The 15,850-nt window shown below is 67.9% G+C and carries 15 protein-coding genes, 1 tRNA gene and 1 pseudogene; 5 read left to right on the plus strand and 12 right to left on the minus strand.

Going from position 1 to position 15,850, the window contains the following annotated elements; all coding sequences use genetic code 11:
• Positions 1-46 precede the first annotated feature (46 nt).
• The 4 genes and pseudogenes from CDO87_RS02615 to CDO87_RS02630 all read right to left on the minus strand — a co-directional run bounded on the left by CDO87_RS02615 (position 47) and on the right by CDO87_RS02630 (position 3,643).
• Positions 47-1,120, minus strand: a pseudogene (locus CDO87_RS02615) (4-oxalomesaconate tautomerase).
• Positions 1,121-1,157: 37 nt separating this feature from the next.
• On the minus strand, positions 1,158-1,829 hold the full coding sequence (locus CDO87_RS02620; protein WP_100927316.1) for a 4-carboxy-4-hydroxy-2-oxoadipate aldolase/oxaloacetate decarboxylase: 672 nt from the start codon (positions 1,827-1,829) through the stop codon (positions 1,158-1,160).
• A 93-nt stretch (positions 1,830-1,922) separates the two neighbouring features.
• The gene (locus tag CDO87_RS02625) at positions 1,923-2,891 is read right to left on the minus strand and encodes a VOC family protein (RefSeq protein WP_100927317.1); all 969 of its coding nucleotides are present in this window, start codon (positions 2,889-2,891) and stop codon (positions 1,923-1,925) included.
• Between the two features lie 17 nt (positions 2,892-2,908).
• Positions 2,909-3,643 carry a PIG-L deacetylase family protein gene (locus CDO87_RS02630; RefSeq protein ID WP_100927318.1) on the minus strand — a complete coding sequence of 245 codons (735 nt, stop codon included), beginning with the start codon at positions 3,641-3,643 and terminating at the stop codon, positions 2,909-2,911.
• Positions 3,644-3,887: 244 nt separating this feature from the next.
• Between CDO87_RS02630 and CDO87_RS02635 the strand changes: the two genes are divergently transcribed.
• The 4 genes from CDO87_RS02635 (at position 3,888) to CDO87_RS02650 (ending at position 7,254) form a co-directional block, all read left to right on the plus strand.
• Positions 3,888-4,883, plus strand: a complete 996-nt coding sequence (locus CDO87_RS02635) for an SLAC1 anion channel family protein (protein ID WP_100927319.1) — start codon at positions 3,888-3,890, stop codon at positions 4,881-4,883.
• 21 nt (positions 4,884-4,904) lie between these two features.
• Positions 4,905-5,189: a hypothetical protein gene (locus tag CDO87_RS02640; protein ID WP_100927320.1), complete on the plus strand. Its 285-nt coding sequence runs from the start codon at positions 4,905-4,907 to the stop codon at positions 5,187-5,189.
• Positions 5,190-5,199: 10 nt separating this feature from the next.
• Positions 5,200-5,289 (plus strand) — tRNA-Ser (locus tag CDO87_RS02645).
• A 345-nt stretch (positions 5,290-5,634) separates the two neighbouring features.
• Entirely contained in the window at positions 5,635-7,254 is a 1,620-nt protein-coding gene (locus CDO87_RS02650) for an FAD/NAD(P)-binding protein (protein ID WP_100927321.1), read from the plus strand.
• Positions 7,255-7,435: 181 nt separating this feature from the next.
• On the opposite strand, the gene CDO87_RS02655 is transcribed toward CDO87_RS02650, so the two are convergent.
• On the minus strand, positions 7,436-8,833 hold the full coding sequence (locus CDO87_RS02655) for an NAD-dependent succinate-semialdehyde dehydrogenase (RefSeq protein ID WP_100927322.1): 1,398 nt from the start codon (positions 8,831-8,833) through the stop codon (positions 7,436-7,438).
• A gap of 413 nt (positions 8,834-9,246) precedes the next feature.
• Here CDO87_RS02655 and CDO87_RS02660 point away from each other — a divergent pair, with 413 nt between their 5' ends.
• Positions 9,247-9,792: a YaeQ family protein gene (locus tag CDO87_RS02660; RefSeq protein WP_100927323.1), complete on the plus strand. Its 546-nt coding sequence runs from the start codon at positions 9,247-9,249 to the stop codon at positions 9,790-9,792.
• A gap of 92 nt (positions 9,793-9,884) precedes the next feature.
• On the opposite strand, the gene CDO87_RS02665 is transcribed toward CDO87_RS02660, so the two are convergent.
• From CDO87_RS02665 to CDO87_RS02695, 7 genes are read right to left on the minus strand one after another with little or no spacing between them, the layout of a single operon-like run.
• Entirely contained in the window at positions 9,885-11,096 is a 1,212-nt protein-coding gene (locus CDO87_RS02665) for a BatD family protein (protein ID WP_100927324.1), read from the minus strand.
• On the minus strand, positions 11,090-11,737 hold the full coding sequence (locus CDO87_RS02670; RefSeq protein ID WP_100927325.1) for a hypothetical protein: 648 nt from the start codon (positions 11,735-11,737) through the stop codon (positions 11,090-11,092). The genes CDO87_RS02665 and CDO87_RS02670 overlap by 7 nt, the downstream gene beginning before the upstream one ends.
• Positions 11,734-12,663, minus strand: a complete 930-nt coding sequence (locus CDO87_RS02675) for a hypothetical protein (RefSeq protein WP_100927326.1) — start codon at positions 12,661-12,663, stop codon at positions 11,734-11,736. Before CDO87_RS02675 ends, CDO87_RS02670 begins: the two co-directional genes overlap by 4 nt.
• The gene (locus CDO87_RS02680) at positions 12,660-13,616 is read right to left on the minus strand and encodes a VWA domain-containing protein (RefSeq protein WP_100927327.1); all 957 of its coding nucleotides are present in this window, start codon (positions 13,614-13,616) and stop codon (positions 12,660-12,662) included. The genes CDO87_RS02675 and CDO87_RS02680 overlap by 4 nt, the downstream gene beginning before the upstream one ends.
• On the minus strand, positions 13,613-13,981 hold the full coding sequence (locus tag CDO87_RS02685) for a hypothetical protein (protein ID WP_100927328.1): 369 nt from the start codon (positions 13,979-13,981) through the stop codon (positions 13,613-13,615). The genes CDO87_RS02680 and CDO87_RS02685 overlap by 4 nt, the downstream gene beginning before the upstream one ends.
• Positions 13,978-14,829: a DUF58 domain-containing protein gene (locus CDO87_RS02690; protein WP_254698301.1), complete on the minus strand. Its 852-nt coding sequence runs from the start codon at positions 14,827-14,829 to the stop codon at positions 13,978-13,980. The genes CDO87_RS02685 and CDO87_RS02690 overlap by 4 nt, the downstream gene beginning before the upstream one ends.
• Positions 14,826-15,803, minus strand: a complete 978-nt coding sequence (locus CDO87_RS02695; protein ID WP_100927329.1) for a MoxR family ATPase — start codon at positions 15,801-15,803, stop codon at positions 14,826-14,828. The genes CDO87_RS02690 and CDO87_RS02695 overlap by 4 nt, the downstream gene beginning before the upstream one ends.
• Positions 15,804-15,850: the final 47 nt, after the last annotated feature.

Here is a 15,850-nt window from a genome sequence, read left to right on the forward strand (position 1 = left end):
ATAGCCGGGAGGGACCGTGGCCATGCGTCCGGCGCACTCCGCCGCGTCAGTCCTGCCTCGGCCGCGGAAACACCCGCCCGTCGAACAGGAGCCGCGCCGTCCTGACGGAGCCGCCCCGGAACCCATCCTCGACCGAGCCTTGCAGCAGGACCTGCGTCACGCCGGACGGATGGCCGATGCGGAACCTGCCATCCGGTGCCGGGCGCGCCATGGCCTGAGCCGGTGTGCCTGCGATCATGCAGGCCGTTGCCACGGTCTGGGCCGCGAACACCCCGATGCTTGCATGACAGCGGTGCGGAATGAAGGACCGCGTGTCTATGGTGGCCCCCGAAGCCGAGGGCGACACCAGCGTCATCTTCGGCACGCTCTTCGATGCCACGTCACCGAGGTTCATCATGGGGCCAGCCTTCAGCCGGATCGCCTCAAGCCGCGCCTTGAGGCCTTGGTTTTCGTCCAGTTCCGCGCGTGTTTCGGCCCCCGTGATCCCCAGTGCCTCCGCCTACAGGATCACGCAGGGCATCCCGTTGTCGATCAGCGTGCAGGCCACGCTGTCGATGTGGTCGACGGCGCGGCCGGTTGGCAGCAGGCACCCGCACATCGACCCGGCCACATCCCCGAACATCAGCCGGACCGGGGCGTGCCTGCCCGGCACGCCGTCGATCTGCGCCTCTCCGGCGTAGTTGACCCGCCTTTCCGGAGTCGTGACGAAGGCCGTCGCCGTCTCGCCCGTGTTGACCATGTGGATGCGGACCGGTGTCTCATCTCCCGCCACGGCGACCAGCCCGCGTTCGATAGCCGCCGGTCCGACGCCCGCAAGGATGTTCCCGCAGCCCTGCGCGTCGCTGACCACCGCCCGGTCCACGAAGACCTGCAGGAACAGGTAGTCGACATCGGCATCCGCGCGCGATGACGGCGACAGGACCGCGACCTTGGAGTTCAGCGGATCGCCCCCGCCGATGCCGTCGATCTGGGCCGGGTCCGGCGACCCCATGATCCGCAGCAACAGGTCGTCCCGCTCAGCCGTCCCGCGCGGCAGGTCCTTCGCCAGGAAATACGCGCCCTTCGACGTCCCGCCCCGCATCCACAGGCAGGGAATGCCGCGGCTTTCGTCCATCCTCATGCCGGCCCCGTTGGCCCGGATCGCGATGCTCTCGCCATCAGACGTATTTCAGCCCCTTCTCCGCAAGCCGCCCCCGCATGTCGTAGAGGTCGAGCCCGCATTCCCCCGCCGCCAGCCGCGCGCGCTTGTCCTCCTCCGCCGCAAGGCGGGCGCGGGCCTTTTCGAGCACATCCGGGGCCGAGGCACGCGGCACAACGCAGACGCCGTCGTCATCCGCGACGATCACGTCCCCCGCCTCGATCGACTGTCCCGCGCAGACGATCGGCACGTTGACTGAACCCAGCGTCTCCTTGACAGTGCCCTCGGCCGAGACCGCCTTCGACCAGACCGGAAATCCCATGGCGGCCAGGTCGCGTACGTCGCGCACGCCCGCCTCGATCACCAGGCCCCGGCAGCCGCGCGCCATGGCCGAGGTCGCCAGCAGGTCCCCGAAATAGCCGTTGTCGCAGGGTGATGTGGGCGCCAGCACCAGGACGTCCCCCTCCTGCAGTTGTTCGATGGCCACGTGCAGCATCCAGTTGTCGCCCGGCGGCGCGCTGATGGTGACGGCAGAGCCCGCGATCTGCGCGCCCGGCCAGATGGGCCGCATGTACGGACGCAGACACCCCTTGCGGCCCTGCGCCTCGTGCACCGTCGCGACACCCGCCGCCCCCAGCGCCGCGATCACCTCGGCCGAGGCGCGTTCGATATTCTGTCTGACAATGTTCATCGCGGTCTCCCTTCGTATCGCATTGCTGCCCGGCACGCCCCGCAAGTCCCGGTCAACGACACCCGCTCCCTGCTGTCCCGTCGCATTCCGCCTTCACTGCCCCTGTCGCTTCACCGGCGGGGTGCCGTGGGTGTGGAAGGTGTCGATGGTCTTCAGCCCCCAGGCCTGACCCTTCCTGCGGTCGGCTTCGGTCCACCTCACCGGCTCCCAGTCCGGGGCGAGAATCAGTCGGGCGCCCGCATTGGCCAGTTCCACCCGGTTGCCCGCAGGTTCCCAGACATAAAGGAAGAACGTCCCCTGTATGGCATGCTTGTGCGGCCCGGTCTCGATGTGGACGCCGTTCTGCAGGAAAATGTCGGCGGCGCGCAGGATGTCCTCCCGCTGGTCGGTGGCGTAGGTCACGTGATGCAGGCGCCCGTCGCCGCCGCCGTGCTCTTCCGTGCAGGCAAGGTCGTAGGTCTTGTTGTTCACCGTGAACCAGCATCCGCCGATCCGGCCGTTGTCGAGTTGGATGTACTCCGTCACCCGGGCGCCGAGGCAGGTCTGCATGAAGTCCCTGAAGGCGGCCACGTCCGCGGCCAGCAGGTTCACGTGGTCGATGCGGCGCGGCGCGGCCCCGGTGAAGGCACTGGCGGTGTTCTTCAGCACCGGACGGTCGGCGTCATCCGTCGGGACGTAGCGCCGCGTCTCGTAGTAGAGCTCGAAGACATGGCCGAACGGATCTTCGAAGCGGAAGGCGGACCCGTGGCCCATGTCGCCCTCGACCCAGCCCTGCGTCCTGTAACCGGACGCCTCGATTGCCGCGACCCTCCGCGCCAGCGCCTCCGGCGAGGCACAGCGATAGCCGATATGGCCGACGCCGGTGGTCTCCGCCCGGGTCAGTTTCAGCGAGTGGAATTCGTAGTCGTCCCATGCCCGGAGGTAGGCGGAAGTTGCGTCCACACCCGACAGCTTCAGCCCGTAGACCCGGGTGAAGAAGTCGAGGCTCTCGTCGTATCTGTCGGTCAGCATCTCGACGTGGCCAAGGTGGGCGACATCGAACACCGGCTGCGTGATGGTCATGGCGGGTGTCTCTCCTGTCACAGGCTGTCCACGCAGCGCGGGAAGATGCTCTGGAACCCTTCGGCATAGCGGCAATCCCGCCCGCCCGACTGGCCGCCGGAGTTGCGCTTGAAGTGGTTGGCCCGCTGCTCGGCCACCCGCGTGTAGTAGGCCCACAGGTGTTCCTGCCCCTCCATGCACTCGATGGCGGCGCGCTTTCTGTCCCAGACCGGCGTGATGTCGAGGAAGGTGTCCGGCTTCCAGCCCATCTGCTCCGTCTGGTGCGGCTCGAACAGGTAAAGCTGCGGCGCCCTCAGAACCTTTGCGCCCGGATCGTGGCCCCAGGCCTGCGCGATCATCCGGCATTCCAGGACCGCCTGCGTCGTGTTCATGTGATCGGTGTTGTACGGATCGTATTGCGAATGGCTCAGCATGAAGGACGGCTGCACGCGGCGGATCACGTCGACGATCTTCATCTTGTTGTCTTTCGACAGGTCGAGCGGGTAGTCCCCGAGGTCGAGGCAGACGAGATCATGCACCCCCAGCGCGTCTGCCGCGGCCTCTGCCTCCGTCCGGCGCACCGCCTTCACCCTGTCGAGGGTCATCCCCTCCTGCTTCCAGAGCTTGGCACTTTCGCCGCGCTCCCCGAAAGACAGGCACAGCACCGTGACCTCGACGCCCTGCGCGGCATGCAGCGCGATGGCACCCCCGCAGCGCCAGACAAAATCCGCGGCATGCGCCGAAACGACAAGCGCCGTCCTGTTTCCCGCCATCGGGTGTCTCCTCCACCTCGGGACATGGTCCAGCCGTGCCGGCCCGACGCCCCCTCTCCGCGAGTCACGCTAATCCAGCCGCCGCCCGAACGCACGCGTCTTGGCAATGCATCTGAATGGCAGGAACGGCCCGGCAGGCGCGGCATCCTTGCAAAGCCGCCCCCACGGGGGGTCCCTTGATCCACGTCAACGCGCCGCGCCCAAATATATTCCAAATGCAAAATGCATATTCGGGAGACGGATCATGACGGACAACGCCACACCACAGCTGCACGGTACGCCCCATGGCAGCACACGGCTCGAGAACCTGCCCGTGACCTTCTTCGCCAGTGTCATGGGCCTCGCCGGTGTCGCGCTGTCCCTGCACCTTGCCGAGACGCGCTTCGGCTGGGGTCACATGGCCAGCCGGGCCGCCCTCGCCCTGACCATCGCGGTCTTCATCGGCGTGACCCTCGCCTATGCGCTGAAAGCCCTGCGCCATCCCGGCGCCGTCGGCGAAGAGTGGCACCACCCTGTCAAGCTCGCCTTCTTCCCGGCAATTTCCATTTCCCTGCTGCTGATGGCAACCGCCCTGCGCCCCGAGGCCCCGGCCGCGGCCCTCGCCCTCTGGTTGCCGGGCGTGGCACTTCAGGGCGCGCTGACGCTGGCGGTCATATCGGGCTGGATCGGCCGCCGTCCCTTCCAGCCGATGCACATCTCTCCGGCCTGGTTCATCCCGGCGGTGGGCAACGTGGTTGTGCCGGTTGCGGGCGTGCCCATGGGCTTCCCCGAAATCTCCTGGATGTTCTTCTCGGTCGGTGTGATCTTCTGGCTCGTGCTGCTGACGCTGGTCATGAACCGGCTGACCTTCCACGACCCGCTGCCCGGCCGCCTGCTGCCGACGCTGGTCATCCTGATCGCACCTCCGGCGGTCGGCTTCCTCGCCTGGCTGCAATTGAACGGAGGCGTGCTCGATGCCTTCGCCCGGGTCCTCTACAACGCCGCCCTCTGGTTCGCCGCCATTGCCCTGATACAGGTGAAAGGCGTGCTGCGCATTCCCTTCGCCCTGTCCTTCTGGGCGCTGAGCTTCCCCGTCGCCGCGCTGACCCTCGCCACCATGCGCTACGCCGACCTGAGCGGCTCGATCGTGCATGACCGGGCCGGCACCTCGCTGCTGTGCGTGCTTCTGGTGGTGGTTGCCGCCCTCGTGTTCCGCACGATCAAGGCCATCGCCCGCTCCGAAATCTGCCTGCCGGAATGAGCCTTCCGCGCGCGGGTACACATGAAGGTGGCGGCAAGTTGCAGTCTGCCGGGTGCTTGTACTCTTGGTGACTTGGCGGCGTTCCTCTCGCGCGCCTTGGTCGCGGCGTCTGAAGAAAACACTCCCGACATGCAGACGGGCAGCCAGCTTCGCACCATCGAGGAAATGCAAAAGGCCATCTTTGCCCACGTTTCGACGGAGTTTTCCCGGTGCATGACGGCCCAGGCGCCCCACCGTTACGGCATCAATTGGAACCTGACCAAAGACAGACAAAAAGCCCTTGTTTCCCCTTCCCGGGACCTCTAAACGGGTCGGCGGAGACGTGGCCGAGTGGTCGAAGGCGCTCCCCTGCTAAGGGAGTAGGCGGGAAACCGTCTCGAGGGTTCGAATCCCTTCGTCTCCGCCACCCACACAAATTCCCCCTTTAATACAGGGGTTTCTTGGTACCTTGGCGAACCATTTCGTCAGTGCGCTAGTGTCTTGATCGCCGAACGCTCTACACTAGACGCGTAATTGAATCTTGAAGCATTCGTTCGTCTCCGCTCCGCTAAGAGCTAGGGAAGCGAACCGGAAAACCCGCGTTTCGCACCCTATGGTTGTCAGCAAGCAGACCAGACGGTTCCTTTCGGGCGGCGGCAACTTGCCGTCGGCGAGCCTGTTCCCAGTTGTCATGGAACCAATCCGCGCTGATCCGGTTGTCGTCATGGTTGAGACGAATGGATCGTGAAACCGCCCTTCGAGAAAGCCTCCGATGACCCATGTTCCTCCGCTTCAGGCGTTGCGCTCCGCGCGTGCCGTCCCGCTCGCGCCCGCAAGGCGCCCGAGCGTCGCGCTCGTGGGCGGCGGGCCCACGACGCTCTATGCGCTGCAGGTCCTGTCGGAGCACGACGTGCCCTTCGATATCCATGTCTTCGAGAAGGACGGCCATGTGGGGCCGGGCATGCCGTACCGCGAAGGCATCAACCATCCGCAGATGCTGGCGAACATCGGCGGACGGGAACTGCCGCCGCTGCTGGAGCCGCTGCACGACTGGCTCACCAGATGCGACGCGGAGGCGTTGCAGGCCATGGGGATCGACCGTGCCGAGATCGGGCCGGACGCATTCTATCCGCGCGTGGTGCTCGGCCGCTATTTCACCGCACAACTGGCAGGCCTCGTGGCGCGGGCGCGGTCAAAGGGACACGCGGTGACCTTGCGGGCGCGGCACAGGGTTCTGGATATCAGGCCGGAGCGAGAGATCGCGATAGAATGGGAGTCGCCGTCCGGACGCGACAGTGCAACCTTCGATCATGTGGTGCTGGCAACCGGCCACCACTGGCGAAGCGACGTTACCGATCTGGGCATCCGGATGCAAAGGCCCTGGCCCGTCGAAGATCTTCGGCGGTTCATCGGGGAGAGCGTCGCGATCCTCGGCACTTCGCTGACGGCGATAGATGCGGCGGTGGCGCTGGCAGGGTTCCATGGCCGGTTCGTGGAGGACGGGAGCGCCGCGCGCTGGGAGACGAACGGTCCGGCAGAGGGGTTCCACCTGACGATGATGTCCCGCAAAGGACTGCTGCCGCCCGCGGACTGGTACTACACCCTGCCCCTGCCCGAGCTGGCGAATCTAACTGGCAAGGCGGCGCAGCGCGCCATTGCGGCGGGCGCCGACGGGCTTCTGGACCGCTGCCATGAGCTGCTGGTCAGGGATCTGGAGAGTATCGACAGCGCGCTGGCAAAGAGGCTGCAACTGTTCTGCCTCGACGGTCTGGCGGAGCGTTTCTTTGCCGATCGCATGGACCTGGATACTTGGGAAGCCACGCGGCTCGACCTCGAGATCGCCGAGGCGGACCGTGGCCAACACAGGGCCGATCCCTGGCGCATGGCCCTGCTCAGGGCGCACGAGGTGCTGGAAGAGGTCATCCCCCACATGACGGAAGCGGACCGGGAGCGGCTGAACCGGGAACTGACACCGATCTTCACCGATTGTTATGCCTCGGTCCCGCATCGCTCTGTCCGGCGGATGATGGCCCTGCATGAAGCCGGGGTGCTGGACGTGGTGCGCCTGAACGCGGACTACCATATGGCCGACCATGGCCGGGGTGTAGAGATCACGCATGCGTCGGGCAAATTACAGGTCGCCGGGGTGATCGACGCGCGCGGGCAGCAGTCGGCGGATCTGGTTTCGCTCTTCCCCGGCCTCGCGGCGCAGGCATCCGAATTGTCGTTCGACCCGGTGTCCTGCGCGGTCACTTTGCCGGAGGACTGTCAGGGGACGCTCACCTGCGTCTCCATCCCGGTTCTGCTGCCGACCGATCCCTTCGTGCAAGGTCTGGAACGCGCCCGCGATCTTGGCCACATGGCGGCGCGACGTATCGTGGCATCGGTCTGATCCCAGCCATTGAAAGCCGAGGGCCATACGCGCCGGACATGCGCCGCCTGTCAGAGGCGGCAGCCGTCCCCGATGTTCGGAAGGCAAGAAACGGGGACAATATCTTCGTGAGCGTCGCGGCTGCCCCATCCATGCGACTGCGCAATCGAAAAGCGGGGGCCGAAACGGCCCCCGCATCGCTTCAACCCGGCAGGGTCACGGCCTTGGCATTGATGAACTCCATCATGCCGAAGCCACCATGCTCGCGGCCGTAGCCGCTGTCCTTGACGCCGCCGAACGGCATCTCGGGCGTGGCGAGGTTGAACTGGTTGATGAACACCATCCCGGTGTCGAACCGCGTCTTTGCAAGCTCCAGCGCACGGTCCTCGTCACGGCTGAAGATCCCGCCGCCGAGGCCGAAACGGCTGTCGTTTGCAATCCGCATGGCGTCCTCGTCGTCCTTCGCACGGATCACGGAGGCAACCGGGCCGAACAGCTCCTCGTCATAAGCGGGCTGGCCAGGCTCGACATCGGTCAGCACCGTGGCTGGGTAGTAGTATCCCTTGCCTTCAGGCAGTTTGCCGCCTGCTGCGATCCTCGCGCCCTTGGCCACGCTTTTCTCCACCTGGTCGTGCAGCGTCTCGCGCAGGTCCTTGCGGGCCATCGGGCCAAGGTCGGTGTCCTCGGCGGTGGGCTCGCCCAAGGTCACGTCGGCCATGGCCTTCACGTAGGCGTGGACAAAAGCGTCATAGACCTTGTCCGTGACGACGAAGCGCTTGGCGTTCACGCAGGTCTGGCCGTTGTTGTAGATCCGGCCCGCGACACAGGTCTTCACCGCGAGGTCGATGTCGGCGTCTTCCAGCACCAGGTAGGCGTCGTTGGACCCCAGCTCCATCACGGTCTTCTTCAGGTGCTCGCCGGCCTTTGCGGCGATGATGCTGCCGGACTTGGCACTGCCTGTCATAGTCACACCGCGCACCAGCTTGTGTCCGATCAACTCGTCCGACTGGTCGTGGTCGATCAGCATCACCGTGAAGAGGTTCTTGGGCAGGCCCGCCTCTTCGAAGATGTCGCGCAGCATCAGGCCCGATCCGGTGCAGATCTCGGCGTGTTTCAGCACCACGCCGTTGCCGGCCATCAGGTTCGCGATGGCGTAGCGCACCGCCTGGTAGGCCGGGAAGTTCCACGGCTGAATGCCATAGATCACGCCGATGGGCGCCTTGGTGATGACACCCCTGCGACCGTCCTGCAGGCTGCGTTCCTCGTCAGCCAGCACGTCGGGGCCGTTCTCGGCAGTCCAGTCGCAGATCGCCGCACAGAGGTCGATCTCGTCGTGGCTGTCCGTCAAGCGCTTGCCCATCTCGCGGGTCATCAGTCTGGCGAACTCTTCCTTGCGGTCGCGCAGCTTCTGGCCGATGGCCTTCAGAACCTCGGCGCGCTCCTTGTGAGACTTGAGCCGCCAGTCCGTGAAGGACTCGTGGCAGGCTTCCAGCGCCGCGACCATCTCGTCGTTGCTCATCATCTGGTAGGTCTCGATGACCTCTTCCGTCGCCGGGTTGGTGGTGGTGAGTGTGCGCTCCGGGCTGTGGGAGTCTTTCATCTCGTGTCCTTTCGCATAAGCTTCGGAAAGAAAACGTGTCCCGAAGGCCGTCGTTCCTCCCCGAACCGGCCTTACGTCCGGGCACCCCGGGGTTTTGACGCAGACGTGATGCCGGGTGTGCGAGACGGGAGCGGTTCGAGGAAATGGCCGCGGGACACGTTCATCGGCGAAACGACCAGCCTCCTGTCCCGCGAGGTCATTCCCGACGACATGCTTGTCCGGCGCGTGAATCTCCCGCGCCGGCCGAGACGGAAGGCAGGTACGCAGAGACCTTCACCGCCACCTTCGGCTGAGCGGTTCCAGAAGGCGCCCTCAACGCATCCTCCCACAAGGCGCTGCCACCCGCGTGCTTTCCATTCCCCCCGGCACGGGGTAGGCATCGCCAATCTTCACGGACCCGGGACACTGGTATCATGGCGCTGAACGCCACCATCTACAAAGTCGAGCTGTCCGTGTCGGACATGGACCGCCACTACTACGAGACCCACAAGCTGACCATTGCCCGCCATCCATCCGAGACGGATGAACGGCTGATGCTCCGCCTTGTCGCCTTCGCGCTGAATGCGCATGAGCACCTCGAGATGACCAAGGGGCTCTCGACAGATGATGAGCCGGACATCTGGCAGAAGAGCCTGAGCGGCGAGATCGACCTCTGGGTGGCGCTCGGCCTGCCGAGCGAGAAGGTGATCCGCCAGTCCTGCAACAAGTCGGGCAGGATGGTCGTCTATCCCTACGGCGGCCGCGCGGCAGAGATCTGGTGGGACAAGGTCAAGGGCAGCACCACGCGCTTCGACAACCTCGAGGTCACGGCCTTCCCGGAAGCCGAAGCCAAGGCCCTGGCCGCGCTTGCCAGCCGGGCGATGAAGATCCAGGTCAACATCCAGGATGGCGAGGTGATGGTCAGCGTCGACGACCAGATCGCCTACATCACCCCGGTGACTTGGAAGAGCGTTTCGTAGCGGGGCATTGCCTGCGCCGGAAACGCATTCGGATCCGGACGCGGGTTTGCCTGTAGGCGCGACCAAGTTCCGAGCCGGCCCAATCGCAGGGGCTATGCGGCAGGAACGCTCACTTCGCCCGACCGCCTCTCCTTCATGCCAGAGACGACGTTCTCCGTAAGGGCACGGAGCGGCGGCGCATCCCCGGCGGCCCCGAACAGCGTCATGTCGGCGGGCATGAGGCAGGCCAGGCGTTCGGTTTCGTCAAGGGCCGAAAAATCCTCCAGCAGGCGTGAGGCCAGCTTGCGGGCGGCTGCGACCTCTCCCGCGCGAACGAGGCGCCGCAATCTCGACAACAGCACCCGCCTGCGCCATCGGCGGCGCACCCTTCGGAACATGTCGCGTGCCGGGGCGCGGTGCCGTGATGTGATCGCTGCGGTGGCCACGGCTGCAAGGCCCGCCAGTCCCCAGAAGGCCCAGCCCGGTGACCCGATGGGTTGCCAGCCGGACGCGGCGTTCGCGCTGAAGCTGGCATATCCGATGGGCGACGCGGGGATCGTTGCCGACCGCGCGGTACGCTTGCCGGTATCGAACCAAGGCAGGGTGATCGCCGGAATGACGCCCGGTTCACCCGTGACGGGCCGCAGTTTCCATGTCCAGACGACCGTGGACACCGGCCCTTCCGGCGTGACCTGGAAGTTACGCTCCTCCGGCGGGGTGAAGCTGATGAGCCACGGCTGCCTGAGGGTCGGCTGCGGGGGCATCATCTCCGGCGTGGCGCCGAAGGCGCGCAGCACGACGCGGCGCGTGGCCCCCTGCCCGTCCGCCAGCTGCGCCGGATCGACATCCCAGCTGTCCGACACCTCGAGCGTGCGGAGCGGCAGCCAATCATCCCCGACACCGGAAGGTTTCGGCTGCACCGTGAGGGTGACGGGCTCTGACCGGACGAGGATGTCCTGGCGCCCGCCATCCGCGCCGAGGACCTGCAAAGCATGGGTGATCGGCAGTATCTCCAGCGCGCCCGCCCTGCGCGGGTAGAAGGCGATCCGCCGCTCGAACACCCGCGCCGTCAGCCCGTCGACGCGCTCGTCGGTCCATCGGTCCATCCCGAGCCGCACCCAGTCGAAATCGCTCATTGGGCGCAGCTTCACCTCTTCGCGGGTGATGCTCTGCCGGTAGGTGCCGCGCAGGGTGGCAAGGACCATCTCACCCTCAAACGGGGCGGTGTCGCGCGGATCGAGGATCAGTTCGAGCCGGGGCGCGTCGCGATCCTGGGCAAAGGCGGGCAAGGCAGTCAGCAGCAACAGGAACAGCCATCTCACCATCTCTCGGCCTCCTCCTCGTGGGCCTCGCCCTCGGTCACGCGGCGGTCCATCTCGGCGGCGAGCCGGGCCTTGAGGTAGGCGCCGGGGGCATCTTCGAGCGTGTCGAGCCAGGCGCCATCGGCGGCCGCCGTGCGTTCGCTTTCGACCGGGCGCCTGTTGGACTCGCGCTGCGGATCGACCGCGCGTTTCAGGATCGACTGGTCCGGTGCGTCGGGATCGAAGGGCGCGGTGCCGACGCCGGCCTCCGCCAGCATAGCCTCGATCCGCCCGTGCCCCATGGCCTCGCCGATGACCGGGGGCACCAGGGCGTTCACCGTGTCGCGGTTGTGGCGCGCCTCGGCATCGTAGCGGTCGCCGAACAGCACCGCGTCGAAATAGGCCACCGACAGCGCGTAGTCCCCGGTCGCCGCCAGCGTCAGCCCCCGGTCGTAGGTGGCACTGCGCCCAATGGCTGCAAAGGCCGCATCGGCCTCCGCGAAACGTCCGGCGTCATAGAGCACGGCGGCCCGGGCCTCGGGGTCGCCGATGGCCGGGACCGCCAGCGCCGGAAACCCCGCGCGCCACACGAGCTTGCCCCAGGCCCCGGGACCGGCGGCGAGGGCGCAGGCGATGGCCGCGGCTGTCACGTAGCGCAGCCTCATGTCTGCCGCCGCCGGAACAGGAGCGCCAGCGGAACCAGCGCCAGCGCGGCCAGCCACGGCCCGAGATCGCGGTACTGCAGGGCGCGCAGGTCGGGAACATCGCGCTGCGGGTCGCGCCGTTCGGGCAACAGGGTGCCCAGAGCGCTCAGCTCGGTCGCTTCGACCATCCGCCCCCCGCCCGCCTTTGCAACGGCGGCGAGCGTTCCGGGGGCGGCGGCGGGCATGCCGTAGGGGGCCGCGTCCTGCGGGACGAAGATGGCAGACACACGCACGCGCTCGGCCGCCAACTGGCGGGCGATGTCCACCGCTTCCGGCCCCATGCCGCCACCGTCGGAGACGATGACCACATCGGGCGCCATGGCCCCGGCGTCCTGCAGGGCGCCCCTCGCCATGATCAGCGCGCGGTCGGGACGGCTGCCGCCCACGGGCATCGTCGCGCTGTCGGCCACCGCGATCAGGCCCCGCACGACACCGGGGTCCTCGGCGGGAACGCTGGCAAGGAAACTCTCTCCGGCATAGACGATCAGGCCGGTGGGCCGGTCGCCTTCGAGGTCGACGAGGCGGGCGAGGGCAGCCTGCGCATCGTCGAAGCCGCCGCCCTCGGTCACAGACGGCGACAGGTCGAGCAGGATCATCAGCGTGTTGGTGTTGCGCAGCACGGGCGCTTGGCTGTCACGGCTGGCCGGCCCCGCCAGCCCGGCGCAGATTAACGCCAAGGCGATCGCCAAAAGCCAGGGGTCGGCGCCGACACGGGGGGCAGAGACCCAGCCGCGCCCGCGCATGGCGTCCAGCAGGTCGGCGTCGACCACGGCGCGCCACGCGGCCATCCCATCGGCCCGGCGCGCCATCAGCACCCCGGCGGCCAGCGCCAGCGGGAGACCGATCAGCCACAGCGGACGGAGCAGGATGAACTCCGGCCCGGTCACGCCGTTTCCCTCGCGTGGAGACCCATGGCGACCCCGAGGCACAGCGCCGCCAAAGCGGCCAGCCACGGCCAATATGACCGCCACGTTCGCACCGGCGGCATGGCCGCAAGGCTCGGCTCCAGTTGGTCGATGGCGGCGGTCACGGCCTCCAGATCGTCGGTGGTGCGGACGCGGAAGGTCTCTCCGCCCGCGGCCTCCGCGATGCGGCGCAGGGTTTCGGCGTCCACGGCATCGCGGGCTTTCGGATCGTCCGCCAGGTCGGCCGGCCCCAAAGCTATGGTGTAGACCCGCATCCCGAGGTTCCGCGCCGCCTGCGCCGCGGCCACCGGATCGACCATCCCCGTCGTGTCCTGCCCGTCCGACAGCAGCAGGATCACCCGGCTCCTCGCGTCGCGCTCGCGCAGACGGCGGATGGCGAGGCCCAGACCGTCGGCAATCGCGGTGGCCTTGCCCGAGACCCCGATCTGCAACCCGTCGATCACCTGGGCCACCGAATTGACGTCATGCGTCGGAGAGGCCGCGACATAGGCCCTGTCCCCGAAGACGACGAGCCCCACCCGGTCCCCTGCCCGCCCCCGGACGAAGTCCGCGGCGACACCCTGCACCGCTGCCAGCCGTGACACGGTCTGTCCGTTCATCGAGAAATCCTCGCGTTCCATCGACCCCGAGAGGTCCAGCGCCAGCAAGATATCGCGTCCTGAGGCGGGGACGATGTCGAGGACCCGCTCCTGCCGCGGACCCGCCAGCGCGGCGACCAGAGCGATCCACGCCACACCCAGCGCGATCAGCCGGGCATGGCGGCGCACCGGCGCCGCTTCTGCGGTCTGGAACGCCGCAGCGATGGCTGGCGGAAGATAGAGCGCCCCGGCCCCCACACGCCGCGGCGGCAGCAGGCGCAACAGCACAAGCGGCAAGGGCAAGAGGATCAGCAGCCACGGGGCAGCGAGGGTCATCGGCGGGCCCTCCGGGCGGCGGCCAGAACGGCCTCTTCCAGCGGCGCGGGATCGGTTGTGGCATTCGGGTCGTAAAGCGCGTTGCTCATCGCGGATGGCACGGTCCCGCCCATGTCCCGCAAGAGCCCGGCAAGTGCGACCATGCGCTCCTGCGGCGGCAGATGCGTCATGGCTGCGATCCGGGCGCGCACGTCTTCCACGGTGCGGGTGCGTGGCGCCGTCAGTGCGCGCAGCAGCACGGATAGGACAACGCCCGCCAGCAGACCCAGCGCCACGGCGGCCAGCGGGTCCTGCAGCCCGAAACGGGCGAAGTCCGCCGGGACACGCACCGGAGCCAGACGGGAGACAAGCTCTTCGGGTGTCATGCCGGCAGGACCTCGTCCGCCTCGGCCCGGACGATCCGGGCCGCTATCCCGCGCTCCGACAGGACCGCCGCCGTGGGGGACGCGCCGAAGCGTCCGCGGGACAGGATGTCGCCGGTGCGCGCGGTGAACCGGCCCGGAGGCGGCGCCGTTTCCACCGCGTCCTGCACCAGCAGGATCTCGAAGCGGATGCGGCGCATCAGGTCCGAGGCGATATCGGCAAAATCGTGGCCGGGCGTGTCCATCCCAGTGGCCAGCAAGACCGCCGTGCCGGAGGGTACACGTGCGGCAATCTCGATCAGTCCGTCGGACAGCGGCGCCATCTCTTCGGGGTGTGCACCCATCGCCGCGTGCGTACGGGCCAGGACCCCGGCGATTTCCAGCATTGCGGCTTCCCTCGGGCGGGCGGGCAGCCGGTCGATACCGTCGTCGCGCAGGATCGCCAGACCGACCCGGCCGCCTGCCAGCACGCAGGCCCAGCCTTCCAGCGCAGCCGCCTCCGCCGCGGCGACGGAGCGGAACCGCCCCCGCGTGCCCCAGAACATCGGCGCGCGGAAATCGACGACCAGCAGCAGGCTGCGCTCGACCTCCTCGTGGCGGCGGCGGAGCTGCGGGCGTCCGCTGCGCGCGCTGGCGGAGGCGTCGACAAGGCGCGGGTCGTCCCCGTCGATGAATGGCCGCAAATCGTAGAGGTCGCCGCCCTCGCCCCGGCGCGGACCGGACAGGCCCGCGACCCGCCCGTGCGACAGGCCCGCCACGGGCGCCGGGCCGACCTGACCCGCCAGCGCCACCAGCCGGTCCAGCGACAGCATGGCGCCCGATCCCGCCCCCTTGGCCGCAACGTCCCTCACAGCGGCTCCACCACGTTCAGGATCTCTGCCATGATGCCGCGCGAGGTCTCGCCCGCGGCGCGGGCGCGCCATGTCGGTGCCATGCGGTGGCACAGCACGTCCGGCGCCAAAGCCTTCACGTCCTCGGGCACCGCGTAGTCGCGCCCATGCAGCCAGGCCCGCGCCCGCGCCGCGGCGGCAAGCCACAGGGTCCCGCGCGGGCTGACCGCGTGCTGGATGCGGTCGGTGACCGACAGGCCATCCGTGCCCGTCCGTGTCGCCATCACCAGTCCCACGATGTAGCGCCGCAGCGCCGGGGACAGGTGCACCTGCACCACCTCCGCCTTCATCGCGGCAAGCGTCTGAAGGTCGAGGCAGGACACCGCCTGCCCGGCGGGCGCGCGCAACTCCCCCTCGACCAGATCGAGGATCGCCAGTTCGGTGTCCTCGTCCGGCAGGTCGAGCAGAACGTGGAACAGGAACCGGTCGAGCTGCGCCTCCGGCAGGGGGAAAGTGCCTTCCTGTTCGAGCGGGTTCTGCGTCGCCACGACCATGAAGGGCTCCGGCAGAGCACGCGCGATGCCGCCGCTGGTCACCTGCCCCTCCGCCATGGCCTCGAGCAGGGCGGATTGCACCTTGGGCGGGGCGCGGTTGATCTCGTCCACCAGCACGAGCGACTGGAAGACCGGCCCGGGAAGGAAGACCATCTCGCTGGTTTCCTGCCGCCACGCCTGCGTGCCCGTCACGTCGGAGGGCATCAGGTCGGGGGTGCACTGGATGCGGGAAAAACTGCCCTCCACCGCCTCCGACAGCCGCCGCACGGACCGCGTCTTGGCCAGCCCCGGCGGCCCCTCGATCAGGATGTGACCGCCGGTCAGCAGGCAGATCACCAGCCGTTCGACCAGCGTCGACTGTCCGATCAGCCCGGATTCCATGCGCTGCGTCAGACGCCGCGCCGCATCCGTCAGCGTGCCTGCAGGTGCCAGATCTTCCATGCGCTCCTCCCATAGGTGCCCGCGCAGGAAGGCACGAACCCGCGGAA

This window comes from Sagittula sp. P11 (assembly GCF_002814095.1).
Classification (GTDB): Bacteria; Pseudomonadota; Alphaproteobacteria; order Rhodobacterales; family Rhodobacteraceae; genus Sagittula.